The sequence below is a fragment of the Escherichia sp. E10V10 genome, assembly GCF_004211985.1.
In the GTDB taxonomy this organism is placed as follows: Bacteria; Pseudomonadota; Gammaproteobacteria; order Enterobacterales; family Enterobacteriaceae; genus Escherichia.
This window is the reverse complement of record NZ_RHJO01000017.1, coordinates 1-22354: the sequence shown is the minus strand read 5'-3', so window position 1 is coordinate 22354 and position 22354 is coordinate 1. Positions and strand designations below refer to the sequence as shown.

24 protein-coding genes and 1 tRNA gene are annotated in these 22354 nt (G+C 50.1%); 10 read left to right on the top strand and 15 right to left on the bottom strand.

What is annotated here, in order from left to right; genetic code table 11:
• Window positions 1-2: 2 nt before the first annotated feature.
• The 9 genes from tssJ to tssH form a co-directional block, all read right to left on the bottom strand.
• Entirely contained in the window at window positions 3-536 is a 534-nt protein-coding gene (gene tssJ, locus D9736_RS17450; RefSeq protein ID WP_130218544.1) for a type VI secretion system lipoprotein TssJ, read from the bottom strand.
• A 67-nt stretch (window positions 537-603) separates the two neighbouring features.
• On the bottom strand, window positions 604-1089 hold the full coding sequence (locus D9736_RS17445) for an Hcp family type VI secretion system effector (RefSeq protein ID WP_000312804.1): 486 nt from the start codon (window positions 1087-1089) through the stop codon (window positions 604-606).
• Between the two features lie 179 nt (window positions 1090-1268).
• Entirely contained in the window at window positions 1269-1721 is a 453-nt protein-coding gene (locus D9736_RS23855) for an STY0301 family protein (protein WP_072018659.1), read from the bottom strand.
• 12 nt (window positions 1722-1733) lie between these two features.
• Window positions 1734-2141 (bottom strand): BPSL0067 family protein, encoded by a 408-nt coding sequence (locus D9736_RS17435; RefSeq protein WP_130258823.1) that lies wholly within the window; start codon window positions 2139-2141, stop codon window positions 1734-1736.
• Between the two features lie 50 nt (window positions 2142-2191).
• Entirely contained in the window at window positions 2192-3706 is a 1515-nt protein-coding gene (gene tssC, locus D9736_RS17430; protein ID WP_165383170.1) for a type VI secretion system contractile sheath large subunit, read from the bottom strand.
• Between the two features lie 24 nt (window positions 3707-3730).
• Entirely contained in the window at window positions 3731-4276 is a 546-nt protein-coding gene (gene tssB, locus D9736_RS17425; RefSeq protein WP_130209733.1) for a type VI secretion system contractile sheath small subunit, read from the bottom strand.
• A 60-nt stretch (window positions 4277-4336) separates the two neighbouring features.
• The gene (locus D9736_RS17420; protein WP_130218512.1) at window positions 4337-4627 is read right to left on the bottom strand and encodes a hypothetical protein; all 291 of its coding nucleotides are present in this window, start codon (window positions 4625-4627) and stop codon (window positions 4337-4339) included.
• A 2-nt stretch (window positions 4628-4629) separates the two neighbouring features.
• Window positions 4630-4833: a hypothetical protein gene (locus tag D9736_RS17415; RefSeq protein WP_240725548.1), complete on the bottom strand. Its 204-nt coding sequence runs from the start codon at window positions 4831-4833 to the stop codon at window positions 4630-4632.
• A 12-nt stretch (window positions 4834-4845) separates the two neighbouring features.
• Entirely contained in the window at window positions 4846-7479 is a 2634-nt protein-coding gene (tssH, locus tag D9736_RS17410) for a type VI secretion system ATPase TssH (protein WP_130258822.1), read from the bottom strand.
• 331 nt (window positions 7480-7810) lie between these two features.
• On the opposite strand from tssH, the gene tagK reads away from it, so the two are divergent.
• From tagK to D9736_RS17380, 6 genes are read left to right on the top strand one after another with little or no spacing between them, the layout of a single operon-like run.
• Window positions 7811-8725, top strand: coding sequence for a type VI secretion system-associated protein TagK (tagK, locus tag D9736_RS17405; protein WP_130258821.1), 915 nt, complete (start codon window positions 7811-7813; stop codon window positions 8723-8725).
• Window positions 8712-9542, top strand: a complete 831-nt coding sequence (locus D9736_RS17400; RefSeq protein WP_130218518.1) for a type VI secretion system accessory protein TagJ — start codon at window positions 8712-8714, stop codon at window positions 9540-9542. The genes tagK and D9736_RS17400 overlap by 14 nt, the downstream gene beginning before the upstream one ends.
• Window positions 9539-10033 carry a type VI secretion system baseplate subunit TssE gene (gene tssE / locus D9736_RS17395; protein WP_130209743.1) on the top strand — a complete coding sequence of 165 codons (495 nt, stop codon included), beginning with the start codon at window positions 9539-9541 and terminating at the stop codon, window positions 10031-10033. Before D9736_RS17400 ends, tssE begins: the two co-directional genes overlap by 4 nt.
• A gap of 15 nt (window positions 10034-10048) precedes the next feature.
• Window positions 10049-11932, top strand: a complete 1884-nt coding sequence (gene tssF / locus D9736_RS17390; RefSeq protein ID WP_130218520.1) for a type VI secretion system baseplate subunit TssF — start codon at window positions 10049-10051, stop codon at window positions 11930-11932.
• A complete protein-coding gene (gene tssG, locus D9736_RS17385; RefSeq protein ID WP_130258820.1) occupies window positions 11929-12924 on the top strand; it encodes a type VI secretion system baseplate subunit TssG in 996 nt (331 codons plus the stop codon). The genes tssF and tssG overlap by 4 nt, the downstream gene beginning before the upstream one ends.
• Window positions 12925-12934: 10 nt before the next feature.
• A complete protein-coding gene (locus tag D9736_RS17380; protein WP_130258819.1) occupies window positions 12935-13984 on the top strand; it encodes a type VI secretion system ImpA family N-terminal domain-containing protein in 1050 nt (349 codons plus the stop codon).
• Between the two features lie 148 nt (window positions 13985-14132).
• On the opposite strand, the gene D9736_RS17375 is transcribed toward D9736_RS17380, so the two are convergent.
• Together D9736_RS17375 and dnaQ are read right to left on the bottom strand one after the other, a co-directional pair.
• Window positions 14133-14209: transfer RNA gene (locus tag D9736_RS17375), tRNA-Asp, on the bottom strand.
• Window positions 14210-14341: 132 nt separating this feature from the next.
• Window positions 14342-15073, bottom strand: a complete 732-nt coding sequence (dnaQ, locus tag D9736_RS17370; protein ID WP_001366128.1) for a DNA polymerase III subunit epsilon — start codon at window positions 15071-15073, stop codon at window positions 14342-14344.
• A gap of 64 nt (window positions 15074-15137) precedes the next feature.
• Here dnaQ and rnhA point away from each other — a divergent pair, with 64 nt between their 5' ends.
• Entirely contained in the window at window positions 15138-15605 is a 468-nt protein-coding gene (gene rnhA, locus D9736_RS17365; protein WP_000917883.1) for a ribonuclease HI, read from the top strand.
• Here the strand turns inward: rnhA and D9736_RS17360 are convergent.
• Window positions 15602-16324: a class I SAM-dependent methyltransferase gene (locus D9736_RS17360; RefSeq protein WP_130218526.1), complete on the bottom strand. Its 723-nt coding sequence runs from the start codon at window positions 16322-16324 to the stop codon at window positions 15602-15604. The genes rnhA and D9736_RS17360 overlap by 4 nt on opposite strands.
• A 33-nt stretch (window positions 16325-16357) precedes the next feature.
• Here D9736_RS17360 and gloB point away from each other — a divergent pair, with 33 nt between their 5' ends.
• The gene (gloB, locus tag D9736_RS17355; RefSeq protein WP_130258818.1) at window positions 16358-17113 is read left to right on the top strand and encodes a hydroxyacylglutathione hydrolase; all 756 of its coding nucleotides are present in this window, start codon (window positions 16358-16360) and stop codon (window positions 17111-17113) included.
• Window positions 17114-17184: 71 nt separating this feature from the next.
• Complete coding sequence (mltD, locus tag D9736_RS17350) at window positions 17185-18543, top strand: murein transglycosylase D (RefSeq protein ID WP_032320646.1); 1359 nt, start codon at window positions 17185-17187, stop codon at window positions 18541-18543.
• A 47-nt stretch (window positions 18544-18590) separates the two neighbouring features.
• On the opposite strand, the gene D9736_RS17345 is transcribed toward mltD, so the two are convergent.
• Window positions 18591-19361 (bottom strand): class I SAM-dependent methyltransferase, encoded by a 771-nt coding sequence (locus D9736_RS17345; RefSeq protein WP_130258817.1) that lies wholly within the window; start codon window positions 19359-19361, stop codon window positions 18591-18593.
• Between the two features lie 76 nt (window positions 19362-19437).
• The gene (locus D9736_RS17340) at window positions 19438-20238 is read right to left on the bottom strand and encodes an endonuclease/exonuclease/phosphatase family protein (RefSeq protein WP_089628352.1); all 801 of its coding nucleotides are present in this window, start codon (window positions 20236-20238) and stop codon (window positions 19438-19440) included.
• 240 nt (window positions 20239-20478) lie between these two features.
• Here D9736_RS17340 and yafC point away from each other — a divergent pair, with 240 nt between their 5' ends.
• Complete coding sequence (gene yafC / locus D9736_RS17335) at window positions 20479-21393, top strand: DNA-binding transcriptional regulator YafC (RefSeq protein ID WP_130258816.1); 915 nt, start codon at window positions 20479-20481, stop codon at window positions 21391-21393.
• On the opposite strand, the gene dkgB is transcribed toward yafC, so the two are convergent.
• On the bottom strand, window positions 21390-22193 hold the full coding sequence (gene dkgB / locus D9736_RS17330; RefSeq protein WP_130224078.1) for a 2,5-didehydrogluconate reductase DkgB: 804 nt from the start codon (window positions 22191-22193) through the stop codon (window positions 21390-21392). The genes yafC and dkgB overlap by 4 nt on opposite strands.
• Window positions 22194-22354 lie beyond the last annotated feature (161 nt).

The window sequence follows — 22354 nt, the reverse complement described above, 5'->3', positions numbered from 1 at the left end:
ATTTACTCATCCCGTTCTTTAATCACTATAGCGCTTTGCTCTATACCGGCATCCAGTTCGACTTTTTTCTTCGGCATAAAGCGGCTGTACCAGCTTTTTTCCGGGGGATCAGGAATTTTATACGTGGCCCGCCAGACTGATTTTCCCAGATTGCGATAGCCGGCGAGGATCCCCAGTGCCGTGGTTTCTTTATTGAGAGCACGACGCAGCTTTTTCTCCTCGCCCGGGCGCAAGATAAAGCTGTCGCGGTGGAGTAAATCATCGGCAAGAACAGCTTTGTCATTGTCCTGAAGGGACCACCAGTCCGCCGCTATGAAAGCTGCATCATTTTTCAGTTCATAAACGCGTATCTCTATGGGCGCGGCTTTTTTCTGATTGTCAGGATTCACCTTATCGGAAGCCTTAACCACCAGATCGAGTCTTTGTGACATCAGCTCCGGCACATCGTCGCTGTCAATGCTGCACCCGGAAAGCAGGCAGACAAAAGACAAAGCTACCGCACATAACCACCCACCGGGGTTACGCCATTTATTCACTGTAATTTCCTTTAAAATCAAATAATAAAAACCGGCCAGGCTATATACCTGGCCGGGAAAATATTGCTTAAATTTCTTTGTTAGCTTTGAAATCGTAACCTGCCGTGATAGTGCCGCCACTGCCACCCTGCTGGTTCTGCACCACGTATTCCTGCTTCACGGTGCTGAAAGATAGTTCGACTCTCTCGCGGGAGGCGATCTCCCCCTCCTTACTACCACTGGGGGAAACAACAGCCACAATCAGGTCAGTGAAGGTATATTTGAGGTATTCCAGCGGATTGCCGCCTGCTTTGCGCATGACAAGGATGGACTTCGGAATATGCTTACCAGAGGCGCAGTATTTGAACAGGTTCGGGCTAGCGCGATCGATGTAATGTTCAAACTCCAGGTTAGTCACGGAGACTTTGCCGGATCCCAGACCGCTACCTGCGTGCATGGTGGACTCCTGGTGGATATTCCAGCGCCAGCTCAGCACCTCAATTTCATTTTTATGTTTGTCATCCATTGACTCGCCGTCAATGCCGTCAATTTTCAGAAAAATGTCATAAGCCATTTTCATTTCCTTATTAAGAATTACTTAAAATAATCCCTGGTTTATCTTCGCATATGAATTCAGGTAAACCATGGCCGTACAGAACCCCCTCTCCTTAATTTCAGAAGAATAGAAGGCTGTATAATTTCCGGTAATGAGATACCGGCACGTCATTAATTCACAAAATGAATGTATTACTTCTATTTACATGTCACAGATACCGATGACTCTCCTGGTACCCGCTGCCCCGGCAAAGAAGATGCCTGGCACTGTGTCGCCAATGCAGGGACCGGTTGTGATAACCAAACCTGTCCATGGTTATAAATACAGGAAACCCAGTAACGTTCACTATTCTGATTACTGGCCATTGTGGTATCCCATATTTGCCTGGTTTCACCCTTTATTGTCTCTGTCTCTGGTTTTAGATCCACCCGATTTTCAGGTTTTCCCTGCGACATCCCTACCCCGTCCAACCACAGACGGGGTTCATAGCGGGAAGATCTCTGCCACGATGCAGATATATCTGGCTCCAGTACTGTTGTTGAGGATTTTATATTGATAAACACGGGGCAACTGACTTCCCACGCAGTAACAAATTGTGAATAAAACAACATAAAACCCAACAACAGAGAAAAAATAAAACGTGTCCCCATTGAATCTATCCTCTACTCAATAATATAAAAAGCTTCCGCATTATTACTGGCATCAGGATATGTTCCATCGCTGCGCATTCCACCTTTTCGGGAAATAGGGCGTGCAGAGACTTTCGTGGTTTTACCTGTCCACTGGTCCATAACATAAATATACTGACTATCCTGTTCCAGATAGAAAGCGGCATGCTTATGCTCATTCTGCCTCGAGGGATACTTTCCGTTAACAAAAGTGGCAATTGCTGTTCCTCTGAGGATCGATTTATCCCCAAAAACCTTTCGCCCCTGCTTCCAGGCTCCAGTATTCCCCACATGTGCATATACCTGAACTAAGAACACACATTCCTTTCTGTCTCCTGCCCCCGCCATTCCCACCATGTCAGTGCCCTGCAATGAATCTACCAGTCCATAAACATATGCCATATATCCCCCAGAGTATTACCCGGCATCATTCATTAAAATATTCATAAAAATCAGGCATTACCCTGTTTTACTGACGGCAGTTTTGTCACCAGACGCAGTGATCCTGTTAACCCTTCAAGCTGAAAATGCGGGCGCAGGAAGAATTTGGCGTCGTAATAGCCCGGATTCCCCTCCACCTCTTCCACCACCACTTCGGCAGCAGCCAGCGGGCGGCGAGCTTTGGTTTCCTGCGAGGAGTTCACCGGATCGGCATCAACGTAGTTCATGATCCATTCATTGAGCCAGCGCTGCATATCTTCACGCTCTTTGAACGAGCCGATCTTGTCGCGCACGATACATTTGAGGAAGTGCGCAAACCGTGAACAGGCGAACAGATATGGCAAACGAGCTGAGAGATTGGCGTTGGCCGTAGCGTCCGGATCGTAATACTCCTGCGGTTTTTGTAGAGACTGCGCGCCAATAAAGGCGGCGTAATCAGAGTTTTTGCGGTGGATAAGTGGGATAAAACCATTTTTCGCCAGTTCAGCTTCACGACGGTCAGAGATGGCAATTTCTGTCGGGCATTTCATATCCACGCCGCCATCATCGGTCGGGAAGGTATGACAGGGCAGATTTTCCACCGCTCCACCAGATTCCACGCCACGGATCAACGTACACCAACCGTAATGTTTGAAAGAACGGTTGATATTTACACCCATTGCATAGGCTGCATTGCTCCAGACATATTTGCTGTGGTCTGCGCCATCTGCATCTTCTTCAAAATCAAACTCATCGACAGGGTTTGTTTTCGCACCATAAGGCAAACGGGAGAGAAAACGTGGCATCGTCAGGCCAATGTAGCGAGAATCCTCACTTTTTCGCAGCGAGTTCCACGGTGCGTATTCGAGGTTTTGGGTCACAATTTTGGTCAGGTCACGCGGGTTAGCCAGTTCCTGCCAGGAGTCCATCTGTAACACTGACGGAGAGGCCCCGGCAATAAACGGCGCATGGGCTGAGGCTGCCACTTTGGCAATGGAGCCGAGCAGATCCACATCCGGTGGCGTGTGATCAAAATAATAATCCGCAATAATACAACCGTAAGGTTCTCCGCCTAACTGCCCATATTCGGCCTCATACAACTTTTTGAACATGGGGCTTTGATCCCACGCGATCCCTTTGTAACGCTTCATATTTTTCCGCAATTCATCCTTCGAAAGGTTCATAAAGCGGATTTTTAATTTTTCATCGGTTTCGGTGTTGTAAACCAAATGTTCCATCCCACGCCAGGAGGACTCCAGTTTCTGAAATTCCGGATGACTCAGGATTAGTTTGATCTGCTCAGTTAATTTGAAATCGATCTGCTCAATAATTGCAGCAATACTTTTATAAGCATCATCACTAACAGTGATCGTATTTGTCAGAGCCTGTTGGGCCAGCGTCTGAACTGCCGCCTCAACAGCCTTTGCAGCCTGAGGAGTCTTGGGACGGAAGGCTTTATCCAGCAGCGAATCAAATTCCGTTTCCTGATAGGCAGTGGTTTGCGCAGCAGAGAGGTCGCCAGTCACCAGAAGAGTATCGTTTACCATGAAAGTTCCTTAATAAAATCGCAGTTAGTCTGCTGTTCCCGTTTCACCTGATAAGACACTTTCCTGTTGAACGACAGGTTTTGGCGCGCTGGCCAGAGCTTTCAGTAACGTCGGGTCTTGTAATAGTTTATTGATCAGATTTTCAGCTCCCGCTTTACCATCCATATATGTTTGCAGGTTGGCAAGCTGTGTACGCGCTTCCAGCAGTTGGTTCAGGGCATCCACCTTACGGGCAATCTGCGCAGGCGAAAAATCGTCCATATTCTCCAGCGTGATATCGACCATTAACTGCCCTTCGCCCGTCAGCGTATTGGGGACAGCAAACGCCACGCGCGGCGCGATGGCTTTCATACGTTCATTAAAGTTATCGATATCAATATCAAGGAATTTACGGTCGGTGACCGATGGCAGCTCTTCACGTGGTTTACCGGCCAGATCGGCCAGCACTGCCATGACAAACGGCAGCTCGATTTTTTTCTCGGAGCCGTAAATCTCAACGTCATACTCAATCTGCACTCGGGGCGCTCGGTTGCGGGCAATAAACTTCTGCGCGCTATTGTTGATAGCCATAATCCTTCATTTCCTTATCAGTCAGCCGACGACACCAGGGGAGTGGTCCGACGGTACAGTTTAAAAATCATACGCAGAGAGTATTTTTATAATCTCTTTGTTTTCTTTGTACTTTTCCCGCAGCACAGGGAGTGATTTCTTCGCCGGAGGACACCAGGTATCAACCCCCTTTTCGATGTCTCTTTTATCCTTCTCTGCTAAAGAACTGTCCCATTCACCAGCAAAATGCTGGCACATTTCCGCATTACTCAGAAAATGTTGCACATCCTGTGGTAAAGGCGGTTCCCCCTGAACACAGAAAGCGAACATCATTAACAGAAATGTCCACAACGCCGAATAACGAAAAGTCATATTTAATGTCCATCAATTGACCAGTGCATGAGATATGCTCTGGCAGGAGGACGATATGTTGCAGAAATACGGCCCCTCGAATGCGCATTACCAGACGCGTGCAAGAAATTATCAACCGATGCACGAAAAGCTCCCTGCAAATCATTGGTGGAAGAACTTCCAGTAAAGCGACTGACCCACAGTGCGCCACTTAATTCTTTTGCCATAAGGATGCTCCATTAATCCGTTTCAAAAATAACCTGTTCATCGTCATCAACACGAATGCGGATTTGCGTGATGGCCGTTTTCTCTGTCATCGCCTGCAACCAGTATCGGGACAGTTGTGGGAGGATATGTTGTTCGATATAGCCGATTAGCAAACGAGCGCCGGTTTCGTGCATCGGGCAGCGCGACACAATATGCGTAATCAGTTCATCGCCATACACCAGTGAAACGCCATGCTGCTCCGCCATCCGATCCATCAATCTGCCAAGATGCAGGCGGGCAATAACACCACGCGCCGTCTCATCCAGCGGTAAATAAGGAATAACCGTCACACGCCCCAAGAAAGCCGCCGGGAAGTGTTTGCGTAACTCTGGCATTAACGCCTCTTTTAACCCTGCCGAATCGGGCATCAGCGCCGGATCCTCACAGAGTTGGCTGATAAGTTCCGCCCCAGCATTAGTAGTCAACAATAACGTGGTATTTTTGAAATCGATGTGAACACCTTCGCCGTCCTCCATCGCTCCTTTATCGAATACCTGGTAGAACAACTCGTGGACGTCGTGATGGGCTTTTTCAATTTCATCCAACAGCACCACACTCCAGGGGTGACGGCGTACGGCTTCCGTTAGCACGCCACCTTCGCCATAGCCCACGTAGCCGGGCGGAGCCCCCTTCAGCGTGGAGACGGTGTGCGACTCCTGAAACTCGCTCATATTGATGGTGATCAGGTTCTGCTCACCACCGTAGATAGATTCCGCCAACGCCAGCGCGGTTTCGGTCTTACCGACACCAGACGGCCCGGCAAGTAAAAATACCCCTACTGGTTTACGCGGATCAGCTAAACCCGCCCGCGCGGTCTGGATACGCTCGCCAATCTGTGCCAGCGCGTCCATCTGTCCGGTAACACGCTGCGCCAGACGTGCGGGTAGTTCCAGAATCTGGCTGGCTTCATCTTTCACCATGCGGCCGGCGGGAATACCGGTCCAGTCGGAGACAATGGCGGCGACTACTGCCGCATTGACTTCCGGGAAAACGACGGGGTTTTCGCCCTGCCAACCTCTTAATGCCACTTCCGACTGTTGCAACGCGGTTTCGTCATGCTCGTCAGGTTCTGCTGAACGTTGTTTTTGTAAGGTATGAACCAACTCCAGTTCCTGCTGCCAGCGCTCTTCGGTGTCAGAAAGGTCTGTATTCAATGATGCGATCCGTGTCGCCAGTGTGTCGCCCCGCTCTGCGCGGATACCCATTTTTTCCTGCTTTAATAACAACTCCCGCTCCAGTTCGGCAGCGTTGAGCTGCTGACGCAAATACTGGACTTTCGCAGGCGGGGTATGGAGCGACAACGCCACACGGGCCGCCGCCGTATCCAGCAGACTAATGGCCTTATCCGGTAGCTGCCGGGCCGGAATGTAACGGTGAGAAAGCTGTACAGCGGCGCGCACGGCCTCATCAAGGATCAGGACGTCATGGTGTTTTTCCAGCGTGTTGACTAACCCGCGGACCATCTCAACAGCTGCAACCTCTTCCGGCTCTGCGACCTGTAACACCTGAAAACGCCGGGTCAATGCTGGATCTTTCTCAATATGCCGTTTGTACTCACTCCAGGTGGTTGCGCCGATGGTGCGCAGGCTGCCGCGCGCCAGCGCCGGTTTCAGCAGGTTGGCGGCGTCACCTGTACCGGATGAACCACCAGCGCCCACCAGGGTGTGAACTTCATCGACAAACAAAATCACCGGCTGCGGTGAGCGCGCAGCTTCTTCCAGCAGCGCCTTCAGACGGGATTCAAATTCGCCCTTCATGGACGCCCCGGCTAGCAACGCCCCGACATCCAGCGACAGCAGCCGTACATTACGCAATGAAGGCGGCACTTCACTCTTAACAATCGCCAGCGCGAATCCCTCCACCACTGCCGTTTTCCCAACGCCGGCCTCACCGGTTAGCAGGGGATTGTTCTGGCGACGACGCAGTAGAATATCCGTCATGGTACGGATCTCGTGCCCGCGACCGGTGACCGGATCGATACCACCTTCACGCGCCAGTGCTGTCATGTCCTGGCAGTATTTCGCCAATGCGGATTTGCTCCCGGCTGATTCGCTCGGAAATACCTGACTTGCTTCCCCCGGAACAGCAGAATTCAAATCCGAACCGTCATATGGCATTTCTGTTATTTCAGGAGATGATGTGATTAAAGATGGAAGAATATCTAACAATTCATCTACCGGCAGCGCAGCTAGTGGCGCACAGATCTTTTTTAACACTCGATATAATTCTGGTGTGGTTAACCAGGCAAGTAGTAACCAACCACTACGAATTTTTTGATCACCAAAGCGGATACTTGCCAACATCCAGGCTTTCTCAACAGAAAGATCGATGTGGTGGGAAAAATCGCTAATTACACTCGCGCCGGAAGGTAATATATTCAATTGCTGAATTAACGCCGTCTCAACATCAGCAGATGTTATTTGGTAATGTCGAAGTACATTGTGAATATCATTCTCTGGTTGTTGTATTAGCTGATGCAACCAATGTATCAGTTCGACATAAGGATTAGCACGCAATTTACAGAACGTTGTCGCAGATTCTAAAGACCGAAATAAAGGTCTTGTTAGCTTTCCATATAGTGCACTGCGTGAAACAGGAGTGTCCATCTGTTACACCTAATGATGTAAAAACATATAAATGATACATAAATATAAATGTACCGATTAAGATTTCTAATTAATAGAATTATCAAAATCTCAGATTGAAACAATGATGCATATCACAGAATGCAATGTAATATAACGGTTAGTATCTTTTTTATGATGATTTTCAATACAAGAAGTTAATTGAATTCATATCATGAATATATATCAACAATAATCACCATTATATATTTACGAGAAAATTAATATTGATAAAGCAAATTAATCAGCGTTACTTATCTAAAAAATAAAAATAAATACTCTATTAAAAAAACACTCTATACAGTGATACGTAATGAAACAAATTATTACCTGGGGACTGCAAAAAATACAGGGGCACGGCGTTACCGATGGCACCATTTACGCCACTGCAGGAACACAGATTATCTTCACAGTCAAAGCGCCATGGAGCCCTGTTTTTGATGTGGGTGAGGATACAAAGATTGCTCTCAGCCTGACTCGCCACGAAGAGGCATGGTGGATAATCAATCTGTCCGATGAATATTGTTGCACGGTAAATGACCTGATTGTGGAGCCACATCACCGTATGCGCCTGAATGAAGGGGACCTGATTGAATGGGGGTTATCTTCCTGGTGTCTAGTCCGGGACAATCCGATGTCTCCTGAGCCATGCGAGAAAAAAACGGCACTGCAACCTGTCATTTCGCCTGAAACAATAACCGAATATCTCGATCTCGACTGGTTTCGACAACAACAACAGCAGCAGCAAAATCCGTTCGATATTATTCCGGTTCATGGCGCAGTTGCTACTGAAGGCACCCCAGATTCAGATACCCCACTAACCTTGCTTTATCAGGAATACCGCCAGGCGTTGTTGTCTCCTGAACAAGATATTCATCGTCATGCCGATCCTTTCCCCCTTAATGGAGAGGGTGGCACGCAGGAGTTGTCTTCATTGCGTGATCTGGTCACTGAAGCCGATACATTACAGGATATGTTCACTGGCGGGTTAAGTATTGACGCTATTCTCGATGTACTGGATGCCACCGGTGAAGGAGAAACTACCTGGCCTACCAAAAAGACTCCTCCTGATATCCTGCATCTGCTTTCTCCTGAATACAAACCGGAGGCAGTGCATAACGCCATTCTGCCCGATCTGACGCAGCGAGAGCACCGTGTCATCGGCATTGACAGCCATTACCGGATAAACCCGGCACAACACGGAGATATCACTCATGACAAACAATAACGTGCTACCGGCTACCTTGTCGGCGCTGCTGCGAGACTATTCCGTGGCGGAGGGCATTCAACTGGCGGAACACCAGGTAAAGATGCACCCGGCACAGGCTTCACGTCGGCACAGCCTGTTTCAGTTATTGTGCGCGATCGGTGACTGGTCGCGGGCGCTGCAACAAATTCAACTGTGCGCCCGAGTGGACGCAAATTATGCTCGCGAGGCACAGGTATTTGGCGAGCTGATCCGCTGTGAAATATACCGTCACTCCTGCTTTCAGGGCGAACAGCGTCCCGGTTTTATTCTCCCACCACTCGCCTGGATGGAGGATTTACTGGCTGCTCTCGCCTGTAACGCCCGCGGCGAAGTGCAGGAAGCCGATGCCAACCGCAGCCACGCGCTTGAAGCTATAACAGACACCACCGGGCAGTGGAATGGCGGCGTATTCGACTGGATAAGCGACAGTGACTCGCGTACCGGCCCGGTGCTGGAACTGGTCGCTGGTGGCGTGTATATCTGGCTGCCATTTTCGCAAATTCGTTCACTGAAATCCCCCCTGCCGGCTAATCTGACAGATCTAATCTGGAAACCCGTCAATATCACACTTCACAACGGCGACACACACAGCGCCTGGCTGTTTCCTCGCTACAGTGGTTCTGAAAGCGCTGCTGACGCCTTGCGTCTGTGCCGGGAAACCACCTGGCAGGATGGGCCAGGAGAAACTCTGGTTACGGCGTTAGGACAAAAAATGTGGCTCACCAGCCACGGCGATATCAGCCTGCTGGATATGACCTCTTGTACCTTTAATACACCCAAAAGCAGTGACGCATGAGCGCCTCTCGCTTGCGCCAAAGCAACCACCTGATGCCTACATTGTTTGATCGACTTTGTGACGATGCCCCGCAGCAGAAGCGAGATCACGATATCAGCGTCAGTTCAGTCCAGTTCAAGGAGATCATCCGCCGGGATTTATCATTTTTACTCAACACCGTCAGTCATGAAGATGATATTGATGCCACTCGCTACCCAGAGGCGGCAGCTTCTGTTCTGAACTACGGCCTGCCTCCACTGGCAGGCAGCTTTCTGTATGAACACAAGTGGGACGATATCCGCAGGGCTATTTTACGCACGATTACTCGATTTGAACCCCGGCTGAAAGCATCCACCCTGCAAATAATTCCACTACAGGATGAACAACGCCAGAGTGGCCATAACACATTACAGTTTGAAATTCGTGGCGAAATCCTTACGCAGCCGTATCCGACGGCATTCCGGGTACGCAGCGCGCTGGATATGGAACAGAGCCGCATTACGTTTTTTTAATATAGAGGGTGACCGATGGATCCACGGCTACTGGAATACTATAACCGCGAACTGAGCTACCTGCGTGAAACGGGAGCCGAATTTGCCGCACGTCATCCCAAAGTCGCCGCCCGGCTGGGAATGCAGGGAACGGATATTGCCGATCCGTATGTGGAGCGGATGGTTGAGGCCTTCAGCTTCCTGACTGCCCGTACGCAGCTTAAAATTGACGCTGAATTTCCGCGTTTCACCCAGCGCCTGCTGGAGGTCGTCAGCCCCAATTATGTTACTCCCACGCCCTCAATGAGCGTGGCACAGTTGCATCCCGATCCGGAAGAAGGCGATTTGGCAAAGGGATTCACCGTCCCACGCGACACCGCTTTTTTTTCCGCCATTCCGGAAGGGGAAAGTACCGCCTGCCAGTTTCGCAGCAGCCAGGATGTGACGCTGTGGCCGCTCACCATCGAAGAGGTGCGCCTGACAGCCGCTCCACCGGATATGCCAGCTCTGCATCGCTACCTACCTACCAACATTCATGTCGCCGGTGCGCTGCGTATTACTCTGCGCACCTTCGGTGAACTGACGTTTAGCCAACTTGCCGGGCTGGACAGGCTGCCGCTATATCTCTGCGGCGAGGAACGCACAGCCTCTCACTTGTTCGAACTTCTGCATACCAGTTCCATTGCCACACTGGCAGGCGTTCCGGGTCATTTTGACGGCGTACTGGATGTAAATCTGAAACAGCCAGTTACCTACGAGGGGCTGGAACCAGGTCAGGGACTGCTGCCACTGGCCTGGAACGTATTTCACGGTCATAACCTGCTGCATGAATATTTTGCATGTCCGGAACGCTTTTATTTTTTCACCCCGGCAGGTCTGTCTGCCGGGTTACAGAAAATTAACGGCGGCGTGGCGGAGATTGTGATCTTACTAAACCACCTGCCGCCGGACTGGCTGATCCACCAGACAAATGCGTCACAGTTCAGCCTGTTCTGCACCCCGGTTGTTAACCTTTTTCCCCGCGTCACCGCCCGAATCGACGTCACCCACAGCTCGACAGAGCAGCACCTTGTGGTGGACAGGACCCATCCACTGGATTATGAGGTGTTCTCGGTCCAGGAAGTGGAAGGGCTGGAAACCGACACTACACGGAAAATGACCTTTCGCCCGCTCTACCACACCCGCAATAACGATGAAGGCAACCACGGGCGCTATTTTTCCCTGCGTCGGGAGCCGCGTCGGTTGTCGGAAAACGCCCGCCGCTACGGCACCCGCACCCCCTATACGGGATCGGAAGTGTTCCTGTCACTGGTTGACCAATATGAAGCGCCGTACCCGGAAAATCTGCGCCATATCACCATCACGGCCATGGTCACCAACCGCGATCTCCCCTGCCTTATTGCACGCAATGGCTGGGACGATCTGACCGTGGATGCGGCCATCCCGGTGGCGGGCGTGGGACTTATTCGTCCGCCTCGTCCGCCGCAGCATCCACTGGCGGAACGTGAAATGGCCTGGCGGTTGATCCGCCAGTTATCCTTTAATTATCTGCCGTTGGCCGATCTGGATCACCGTACCGGCGGTCAAGCACTACGCGATCTGCTTAACCTGTTTATTCCGGCGCATGACAGTCCACAATCACGACAGGTACGCAGCCTGATTGGCTGCAAAACAACGCCGGTCACCCGCCGTCTGCCGGGTTCCGGGCTGCTGGTCTATGGTCGCGGCGTCTGTTGTGAGCTGACGGTGGATGAGGAAGGTTTTTCTGGCATCAGTCCGTATCTGTTCGGCCTGGTGCTGGAACACTATATCGCCCGTCATGTTTCCATTAATACCTTCTCGCAGATGACACTGCACAGTATGCAGCGCGGCAAAATTATGACCTGGCCGGTCAGAGCCGGACAGCGGGGAAGTGTATGAACGACGATTTCACTCAGGCGCAGGGAATGCCCTGGCGTTACGGTTTTCTGAACCTGATGCGCCGCGTGAATGTAAAGTTGTGTACCGTCCCTGCAGGTAGTGCCTGGCAGCCACGAATGGAAAAATTCCGCCTCGGGCAAACACCTGCGCTGACTTTTGCACCACGGGAAATCGCCAGCGTAAGCTGGCAGGAAGGCCGCCTGCACGTCAGTCTGTACAGCCTCGGGCTGTGGGGGCCGAATGGCCCGCTGCCGCTGCACTACACCGAACTGGCGCGTAACCGGACCGAAAGCTACCGCGATCCGACGCTGACCTGTTTTACTGACCTTTTTCATCACCGCTGGCTGACCCAGTTTTATCAGGCCTGGCGCAGCGCCCAGTCAGCTGGAGGTGGTGTGGATAAACCGAAATATGACCGATTTGCCTTTTATATCGCCAGCCTCAGCGGGCAAGATTTGCGAGAAAGTGTAGACAGCCCGCTACCGGATCACGTTCGCCTGGCGGCATCGGCTCATCTGGCGCGCGAATCACGCAATCCAGACGGGCTGGCTGCCACGCTGGCGCACTATTTCGGCGTGCCTTTCCGGATACAGGAATATGTCCTGCACTGGATACCCGTGGCAGATGATGAAATTACCCGGCTGGGGACACCAGCCCTTTCTTCCATCATTGGCAACGGCGCACTCATCGGTCAGGCCGTGCCGGACATGCAGTATAAGTTCCGACTGGTGATTGGCCCACTGACGCTGGCCGATTATCAACGCTTCCTGCCTGGCGGCAATAACCTGCCCGTATTGACGGAACTGGTTCGCGCCTTTACCGGGTTTGAATACTGCTGGGAAATTGAGCTACAGCTAAAACCACACGCCGCTCCTCCTGCCGTTACCGGCGGCCCATATCAGTTGGGCTGGACCGCCTGGGCTGGAAAAGCCATGCACGACGATCCTGTGACAGGCATGATTTTCGAACCTGAGCACTATCTGGCGCACTAAGGATAATTTAATGGATACATCTCTGTCAGACCCTATTTCGGCTGAACGCCCCTGTGGCCCGGATCTGGAATATGATCCGGAATACCTGCTGCTGTTCACCCGCGCTACACCGCGTGAAGAAGCGCAATATGGCGATTTTGTCAGTACGCCGGAAACCATTAACTGGGCAGAACTCGAGCGAGACGCTCGCCGCCTGCTGACACGAAGCAAAGATATCCGAATCCTGGTGATTCTACTGCGCTGCCGTATCCAGCAGGCCGGAGCCAGAGGACTGGCAGAGGCACTCACGCAACTCGAAACGCTGTGCAGCTTGTACCCGGATACCATCCATCCACAACTGCTTGCAACTGAAGATATCACCGCCGAAGATGCGGCAGTGGCGCGCAGCAACGCACTATCGGCGTTGCTGGACCACGAAGGCGTAATGGCGGATATCCGAGGCATTACGCTGTCAAATAATGCCGCTTTGCGCCTCCAGGTACGAGATGTGGAACGCTCGTTGTCTGCATCACGCCCGGCGGATGCCCTGGCGCCGGAATCGGTACGTCAGCAATTGGCCGATCTGGAAGCTCGCGGTGTACTGCCGCTAGACGCTTTTCGCCAGGCCGCTGAAAACACTGAGCGACTGCAACGCCATGCGCGTAAAATGCTGAATGACCATGCTCCGGACTTTTCGCGGCTTACGCAACTGCTGACCCTGTTACCGGGAGCAGTGCAATCAACCACGCCAGAGATCCCATCACAGGAAACATTGGTTGTTCATCAGGAGCATGTCTCCATCAATAATACTGAAACGATACAAGCAGAGTATGTTGCACCACTCGAAGATATACCTGCTGAAAAGACCGGAAAGGTCTGCGCAGAACAAAGGCAAATTAGCGACCGGAACGATGCACTGGAACGTTTGAGAGTTATACGTCGCTGGTTTGAGTATAGTGAGCCGAGCAGTCCGACTATTCCCTTGTTGCGTCAGGCAGAGCGTCTGGTCGGAAAACGCTTCTCGGAAGTAATAAATGAAATTCCAGCAGAATTACTGGAGAAATGGGATGCGTTGGAATAACAGAAATGGCCAGAATTTATAATAGCTGGTCATTATATGATGTGACAGTTTTTTAGATTATATCTATTTGCCTTCAGGGGTGACAAACTCTCCTGAAGGCAAAAACGACGAAAGCCTGAATCATTACTGACTCAGGCTTTCTGAATATTGGCGGAACGGACGGGACTCGAACCCGCGACCCCCTGCGTGACAGGCAGGTATTCTAACCGACTGAACTACCGCTCCGCGTTGTGTTCCGTTGGGAACGAGGCGAATATTACGGATTGCCTCAGCCTTCGTCAACGATTTTTCTCATCTTTTGAATCGTTTGCTGCAAAAATCGCCCAAGTCGCTATTTTTAGCGCCTTTCACAGGTATTTATGCCCGCCAGAGGCAGCTTCCGCCCTTCTTCTGCACCAGATCGAGACGGGCTTCATGTGCTGCAAGCTCTTCATCTGTCGCAAAAACAACGCGTAACTTACTTGCCTGACGTACAATGCGCTGAATTGTTGCTTCACCTTGCTGCTGTTGTGTCTCTCCTTCCATCGCAAAAGCCATCGACGTTTGACCACCGGTCATCGCCAGATAAACTTCCGCAAGGATCTGGGCATCGAGTAATGCCCCGTGCAGCGTTCGTTTACTGTTATCTATTTCGTAGCGAGCACATAATGCATCGAGGCTGTTGCGCTTACCGGGAAACATTTTCCTCGCCACCGCAAGGCTATCGGTGACCTTACAGAAGGTATTGGTCTTCGGAATATCGCGCTTAAGCAACGAAAACTCGTAGTCCATAAAGCCGATATCGAACGCTGCGTTATGGATAACCAGCTCCGCGCCGCGAATATAGTCCATGAACTCATCGGCTACTTCGGCAAACGTGGGCTTATCGAGCAAAAATTCATCGGCAATACCATGTACGCCAAAGGCTTCCGGATCCACCAGCCGATCGGGTTTGAGATAAACATGGAAGTTATTGCCCGTCAGTCGACGGTTCACCACTTCAACGGCACCAATCTCAATGATCTTGTGGCCTTCATAGTGCGCGCCAATCTGGTTCATACCGGTGGTTTCGGTATCGAGAACGATCTGGCGTGTAATTGCAGTGCTCATAGCGGTCATTTATGTCAGACTTGTCGTTTTACAGTTCGATTCAATTACAGGAAGTCTACCAGAGATGCTTAAACAGGTAGAAATTTTCACCGATGGTTCGTGTCTGGGTAATCCTGGACCTGGGGGTTACGGTGCTATTTTACGCTATCGTGGACGCGAAAAAACTTTTAGCGCTGGCTACACCCGCACCACCAACAACCGTATGGAGTTGATGGCCGCTATTGTCGCGCTGGAAGCGTTAAAAGAACACTGTGAAGTCATTCTGAGTACCGACAGCCAGTATGTCCGCCAGGGGATCACCCAGTGGATCCATAACTGGAAAAAACGTGGCTGGAAAACAGCAGACAAAAAACCAGTAAAAAATGTCGATCTCTGGCAACGTCTTGATGCTGCGTTGGGGCAGCATCAAATCAAATGGGAATGGGTAAAAGGCCATGCCGGTCATCCAGAAAACGAACGTTGCGATGAACTGGCTCGTGCCGCGGCAATGAATCCCACACTGGAAGATACGGGCTACCAAGTCGAAGTTTAAGCCTGTGGTTTACGAAATTGCCGGGTGGCGCCGACCGCCTGGCGAATTCGCGGTTTGTTTTTGCTCTGTTTCATCGGGTTGAGCGTTAAAGGAATAGTCCGTTTCCGGGCAACGATAAGTTGTAAGCAACCAAGCGCAGGAATATGCGTGCTCAATAGTTTTCCACCATGTTTATTCCACGGGAGAACGTGGAAACGGCTGGCGTGTAGCACTTCAAAATTCAACAACGAGAGCCAGTCCAGTTGCCGCATCAGGGTAAACATCCGGCTGTTATAAGGCGATGTTTTTCGCAAGACTGGCACAAGTTTACGTAATCCCATTAAACTGATGGGATTGAAGCCACTAATGACCAGCCAGCCATCATCAATCAATACCCGATCGGCTTCACGCAACAAACGATGCGGATCGGTGCACCATGGCAACGTATGCGCCAATAGACAAACATCGACGGATTTATCGGCAAAAGGAAGATGAAGTGGATCCGCCTGCACCTGTACGGGCATTCCTTGTGCAGAAACATTCACTTGATGAGAAACCGCGCACGCTTCGCAATTGATTTCTGCGCTTAAATTGCCAATCTTAAGCAGATGAAAACCATACATTTTCGTGAACCATGGGTTGAGCTGGCGCTCCAGCGCCTTGCGATAAAGCTCTCCCCAGGGCAAATCGCCCCAGCAATCAGGAGCCACGACTGTTTGAGGGTTCCTTGCCGGTTTCATCACAACCTTCCGTTTCACACTGAGAGGTAATATATGAATCTTAACAGTATTCCTGCCTTTGATGACAATTACATCTGGGTTTTGAATGATGAAGCAGGCCGTTGCCTGATTGTCGATCCTGGAGAAGCGGAGCCGGTAGTAAAGGCCATTGCCGCCAATAACTGGCAACCGGAGGCCATATTTCTCACCCACCATCATCACGATCACGTTGGCGGCGTAAAAGAACTGGTGGAAAAGTTTCCGCAAATTGTGGTCTACGGTCCACAAGAGACACAAGATAAGGGAACAACGCAGGTAGTCAAAGATGGTGATACTGCCTTCGTTTTGGGGCATGAATTTAGTGTAATTGCTACACCAGGTCACACTTTAGGACATATCTGTTACTTCAGTAATCCTTATCTATTTTGCGGTGATACTCTTTTCTCTGGTGGCTGCGGGCGATTATTTGAAGGTACATCTTCTCAAATGTATCAATCACTTAAAAAATTAAGTGCTCTACCTGACGATACACTGGTATGTTGTGCTCATGAATACACTTTATCAAATATGAAGTTTGCCTTGAGTATTCTTCCGCACGATTTGTCCATAAATGATTATTATCGTAAAGTTATTGAGTTACGGGCAAAAAATCAAATTACACTCCCCGTTATTCTCAAAAATGAGCGGAAAATTAATGTTTTTTTAAGAACAGAAGATATTGATTTAATTAATGTAATTAATAAAGAAACATTATTGCAACAACCTGATGAGCGTTTTGCCTGGTTAAGGTCAAAGAAAGATAGATTCTGATAAAACTTTCTTGTCATCGGCTTCGTTCGCCGTTATGATCGGTCGTCTTTTAAGCAACTATTGACACACACATGAAGGCAAAAGCGATATTACTCGCCTCTGTCCTGCTCGTGGGTTGCCAGAGTACCGGTAACGTCCAACAGCACGCACAGAGCCTTTCTGCAGCTGGTCAAGGGGAAGCAGCAAAGTTTACAAGTCAGGCACGATGGATGGACGATGGGACGTCTATCGCGCCAGATGGTGACTTGTGGGCTTTCATTGGCGACGAGCTAAAGATGGGAATTCCGGAAAATGACCGGATTCGCGAACAGAAACAGAAATATTTACGCAATAAGAGCTATCTCCACGATGTAACTTTACGGGCAGAGCCGTATATGTACTGGATAGCCGGGCAAGTTAAAAAACGTAACATGCCTATGGAACTGGTACTACTACCCATAGTGGAGAGCGCTTTTGATCCTCACGCGACGTCTGGCGCCAATGCCGCAGGCATCTGGCAGATCATTCCGAGCACGGGGCGCAATTATGGTTTGAAACAGACTCGCAATTATGACGCGCGTCGCGATGTTGTTGCTTCAACGACAGCCGCGCTGAACATGATGCAACGTCTGAACAAGATGTTTGACGGCGACTGGCTTTTGACCGTAGCGGCTTATAATAGCGGCGAAGGTCGGGTCATGAAGGCAATTAAAACGAACAAAGCACGTGGGAAATCCACGGACTTTTGGTCGTTACCGTTGCCGCAGGAAACGAAGCAGTACGTGCCTAAAATGCTGGCATTGAGCGATATTCTCAAAAACAGCAAACGTTATGGTGTACGTCTGCCGACGACCGATGAAAGCCGTGCTCTGGCGCGTGTACACCTGAGTAGCCCGGTTGATATGGCGAAGGTTGCAGATATGGCGGGAATTTCCGTCAGCAAGCTGAAGACATTCAACGCTGGTGTAAAAGGCTCCACGCTGGGCGCAAGTGGCCCGCAGTACGTGATGGTGCCAAAGAAGCATGCAGATCAACTGCGTGAATCTCTGGCTTCTGGCGAAATTGCTGCTGTACAGTCGACGCTGGTTGCCGACAATACGCCGCTTAACAGTCGTGTTTACACCGTTCGTTCTGGCGACACGCTTTCAAGTATCGCTTCACGTCTCGGCGTAAGCACCAAAGATTTGCAGCAGTGGAACAAACTGCGCGGATCTAAGCTGAAACCAGGCCAAAGTCTGACGATTGGCGCAGGTAGTAGCGCACAGCGGTTGGCAAACAACAGCGATAGCATTACGTATCGTGTGCGCAAAGGCGATTCGCTTTCAAGCATTGCTAAACGCCACGGCGTGAACATCAAAGATGTGATGCGCTGGAACAGCGACACTGCGAATCTGCAACCGGGCGATAAGCTGACGTTGTTTGTGAAAAACAACAACATGCCAGATTCCTGACAAACCAGATAATAAAAAGGCACCGATTCCCCCGGTGCCTTTTTTATTTATGCCGCTTTATGTGCTTCTACCATGATGATATCACTGGTGAAAGAGCCATCATTCTGCAAGGCAAAATACGTTTTCACCTCTGTCGATGCGCTCTGTTGGTAAATGCGAATAGCGTCTACTAATGCTTCTGGCGTACGCATTCTGGCGCCCCATGAAGAAAATTCCAGCGGTAACTTATCTGTAATTAAATTATCAACTATCAGATTGGCTTCATTGATTAACGTCAACCACTCACCGCTGGCGTAGTTTCGTACGTGAGAGGTATCGCGTAATGCTTCTACCGTCTGTAACCAGATGTCGCGCACTGGGTGACCCGGAGACATTACGTCCATCACAATCAGCCTACCGCTGGGTTTCAATATCCGATTCACTTCACGCAGTGCTGCACCAACATCATGCCAGTGATGGGCAGAATAACGGCTGATAACAATATCAAATGCGTTATCGGCAAATGGCAGACTTTCGGCATATCCCTGGCGGGTGGCGATATTTTTCAGGTGCCGGGCTTCAGCAGCTTGTGCCACGACATCCAGCATTTGGGCAGATAAGTCATACGCCACCACCGCGCTCACGTTTTGCGCAGCGACAAAGCTGGCATGCCCTGCTCCGCAGCCCATATCAAGTACACTTGCATCAGGATAATCAGCCAGACGCACCGCCAGGCGCTGTAAGTCTCGCCCGGATGCATGTACGGTACTGGTTAAATACTCACTGGCCTGCGAGCTAAACTGCTTTTCTACGTGGTCATGGTGGGATTGTGTTGTCATTGCGCTGTCCTTTTGTTGTTTGAGTATAAAGGGCAGCGCCAAACGTTGGTCTGCCCTGTGGCAGACCTGACATACCTTATTTATCAGGCTTGCCGGGACTGAATTCAACGAGTAGCGGATTGTGATCGGAAGCGCGCGTAACCAGTACAGAAGCTTCGCTGACGTTAAGACCACGGTAGAAAACAAAATCGAGCGGGCGACCAAACGCCCGACGGCGCTGATCATCGGTAAAACGCACCTGGCGCAGCGACATTTCCCGCGCAAAGCGATATAACGCGTTCATCCTTCTACGGCTCCAGGCATTGAAATCTCCCGCCATAATGACCGGGCCGCTGTGATGGGCAATCTGATCGCCAATAGGAAGCAACTGCTTACTGTAAACATCTACGCCCAGACTAAAGTTGACGGCGTGAATATTGACGACCATCAACAGGCGGGTATCAGGTAATGGGTAGACCGTCACCAGCGCTGATTTCGCCAGACGTAAAATAGGTTCACGTTCGCGTAACGGGCAGCAATAAATAGGATGCGCCGCCGAAAGGGTCATGACACCGGAAGGATGCTGCGGCAGCACGAAAGCGGGTACCTGATCGGCAGCAAGATAGTTAGCAGTCGCAAACTGTACTAACTCTGGCGTTGTCTGCGCTTCCTGCAATAACACCAGATGTGCATCTTTGCCGTAGTTCTTTAATACCGACAACCATTCAGCGCGTTGCTGTTTGTATATGTTCCACACCAGGATCCGAATACGCTCTTCGGTACTTAACGGTTCTCCAGGTGGTAATGCCTGGCCGATGCTCGCAAAAGACCCCGGCGGTAAGATCCTTTCCGCAGGTTGTCCGGCAACATAGCGCATGGCATAGGTGTTTTTTCGCACTTTTGACTTTGAAACCTCGATTACGTCACCCCTTCCGCATTCAGGAGGGTTCTACTGTTATAGGGATTTTAGCTCACTCTTTCAACGAGCAATTGTAGATTGTTATGTAAGCAAGTACTTACACCAGGCTGAATTTTACTCTTTATAGATATCATTAAATCGGATGACATATCACGTATCCTGATGGTTTAATGACAAATAAATTCAAAATATCTCTTCTATTTTGCAACAGGAGCAAAAATGAAAGCCACGTCGGAAGAACTCGCCATTTTTGTTTCGGTCGTCGAAAGCGGCAGCTTTAGCCGGGCAGCGGAACAATTAGGGCAAGCAAACTCAGCGGTAAGCCGGGCGGTGAAAAAGCTGGAGATGAAACTTGGCGTTAGCCTGCTTAATCGGACCACGCGACAACTTAGCCTGACGGAAGAAGGCGAGCGTTATTTTCGTCGCGTACAGTCAATTTTGCAGGAGATGGCAGCGGCAGAATCAGAAATTATGGAGACGCGTAATACACCGCGTGGACTGTTACGGATCGATGCCGCGACGCCAGTGGTGCTGCACTTTCTGATGCCGTTGATTAAGCCTTTCCGTGAACGCTATCCGGAAGTCACTTTATCGCTAGTCTCCTCCGAAACGATTATTAATTTGATCGAAAGAAAAGTGGATGTCGCGATACGCGCCGGTACGTTAACGGATTCCAGCTTACGCGCCCGTCCGTTATTTAACAGTTATCGAAAAATTATCGCCTCCCCCGACTATATTGCCCGCTACGGGAAGCCAGAAACGATCGACGATTTAAAGCAACATGTTTGCCTGGGATTCACTGAACCCGCTTCCCTCAATACCTGGCCGATAGCCTGTAGTGATGGACAATTACATGAGGTGAAGTACGGTTTGTCATCCAATAGTGGGGAAACGCTGAAACAGCTTTGCCTGAGTGGCAACGGGATTGCGTGTTTGTCCGACTATATGATCGACAGAGAAATCGCTCGCGGAGAATTGGTGGAGTTAATGGCAGATAAAGTGTTGCCAGTGGAAATGCCATTCAGTGCTGTCTATTACAGCGACCGTGCGGTAAGTACGCGCATCCGGGCTTTTATCGATTTCCTTAGCGAGCATGTAAAAACAGCTCCCGGAGGAGCTGTCAGAGAGGCTTAATCCCATTCAGGAGCCAGACCTTCCGGGCTAACCAGGCGGTCGTTGCAATCCAGTGCGGCGATCGCTTTTTTATCTTCGGCATCAAGCTGTAAATTTTGTGCCTTAAGATTACTCTCCAGGTTTTCACGTTTAGTAGAAGAAGGTATTACTGAGAAACCTTCCCCCATCGCCCACGTCAGAATCACTTGTGCCGGGGTCGCATTGTGTTTAGCTGCAATACGAGCAATAACCTCATCTTTCAGTGCCTTACCATAAGCCAGCGTCATATAGGAAGTGATATGAATGCCGTGCTGTTTGGCCCAATCAACCACTTTACGGTTTTGCAGATAAGGAGAGAGTTCAATCTGGTTGGTGGCGATGTTTTCAGCGCCAACAGCAGCAATCGCTTTTTCCATCAATGGGATCGTGAAGTTGGAAATACCGATCTCACGCGTCAGCCCTTGTTTTTTGGCTTCCAGCAGCGCCTGCATAAACTCTTCAACAGAGACTTCATCGTTTGGTGACGGCCAGTGGATTAGCGTCAGATCAACATAATCAGTACGCAATTTTTGCAGGCTCTCTTTCAGACTCGGGATCAATTTGTCTTTGCTGAGATTTTCAATCCAGATTTTAGTGGTGATGTAGAGTTCATGACGTGGCACGCCACTTTCTGCAATCGCCTGACCTACTGCGGCTTCGTTATCATAGATTTGTGCGGTATCAATTGCGCGATAACCAAGTTCAAGCGCCGTTTTCACAGATGAAATAACAACGTCGTCTTTGAGACGGAAAGTACCTAAACCAAATGCAGGGATAGCCATAATATGCCTCTTTTAATGCTATTTTCGTTAACTAAGGTGATTATGAGCTTTAGACTGTTGCGGAAAAAGGGCGTAAAACGCAGAGGATTTTTGCGATTTTGGCAATAATAGAAATACAGACGAAAAAAAACCTCGAGCGTTAACTCGAGGCTTCTTAATAA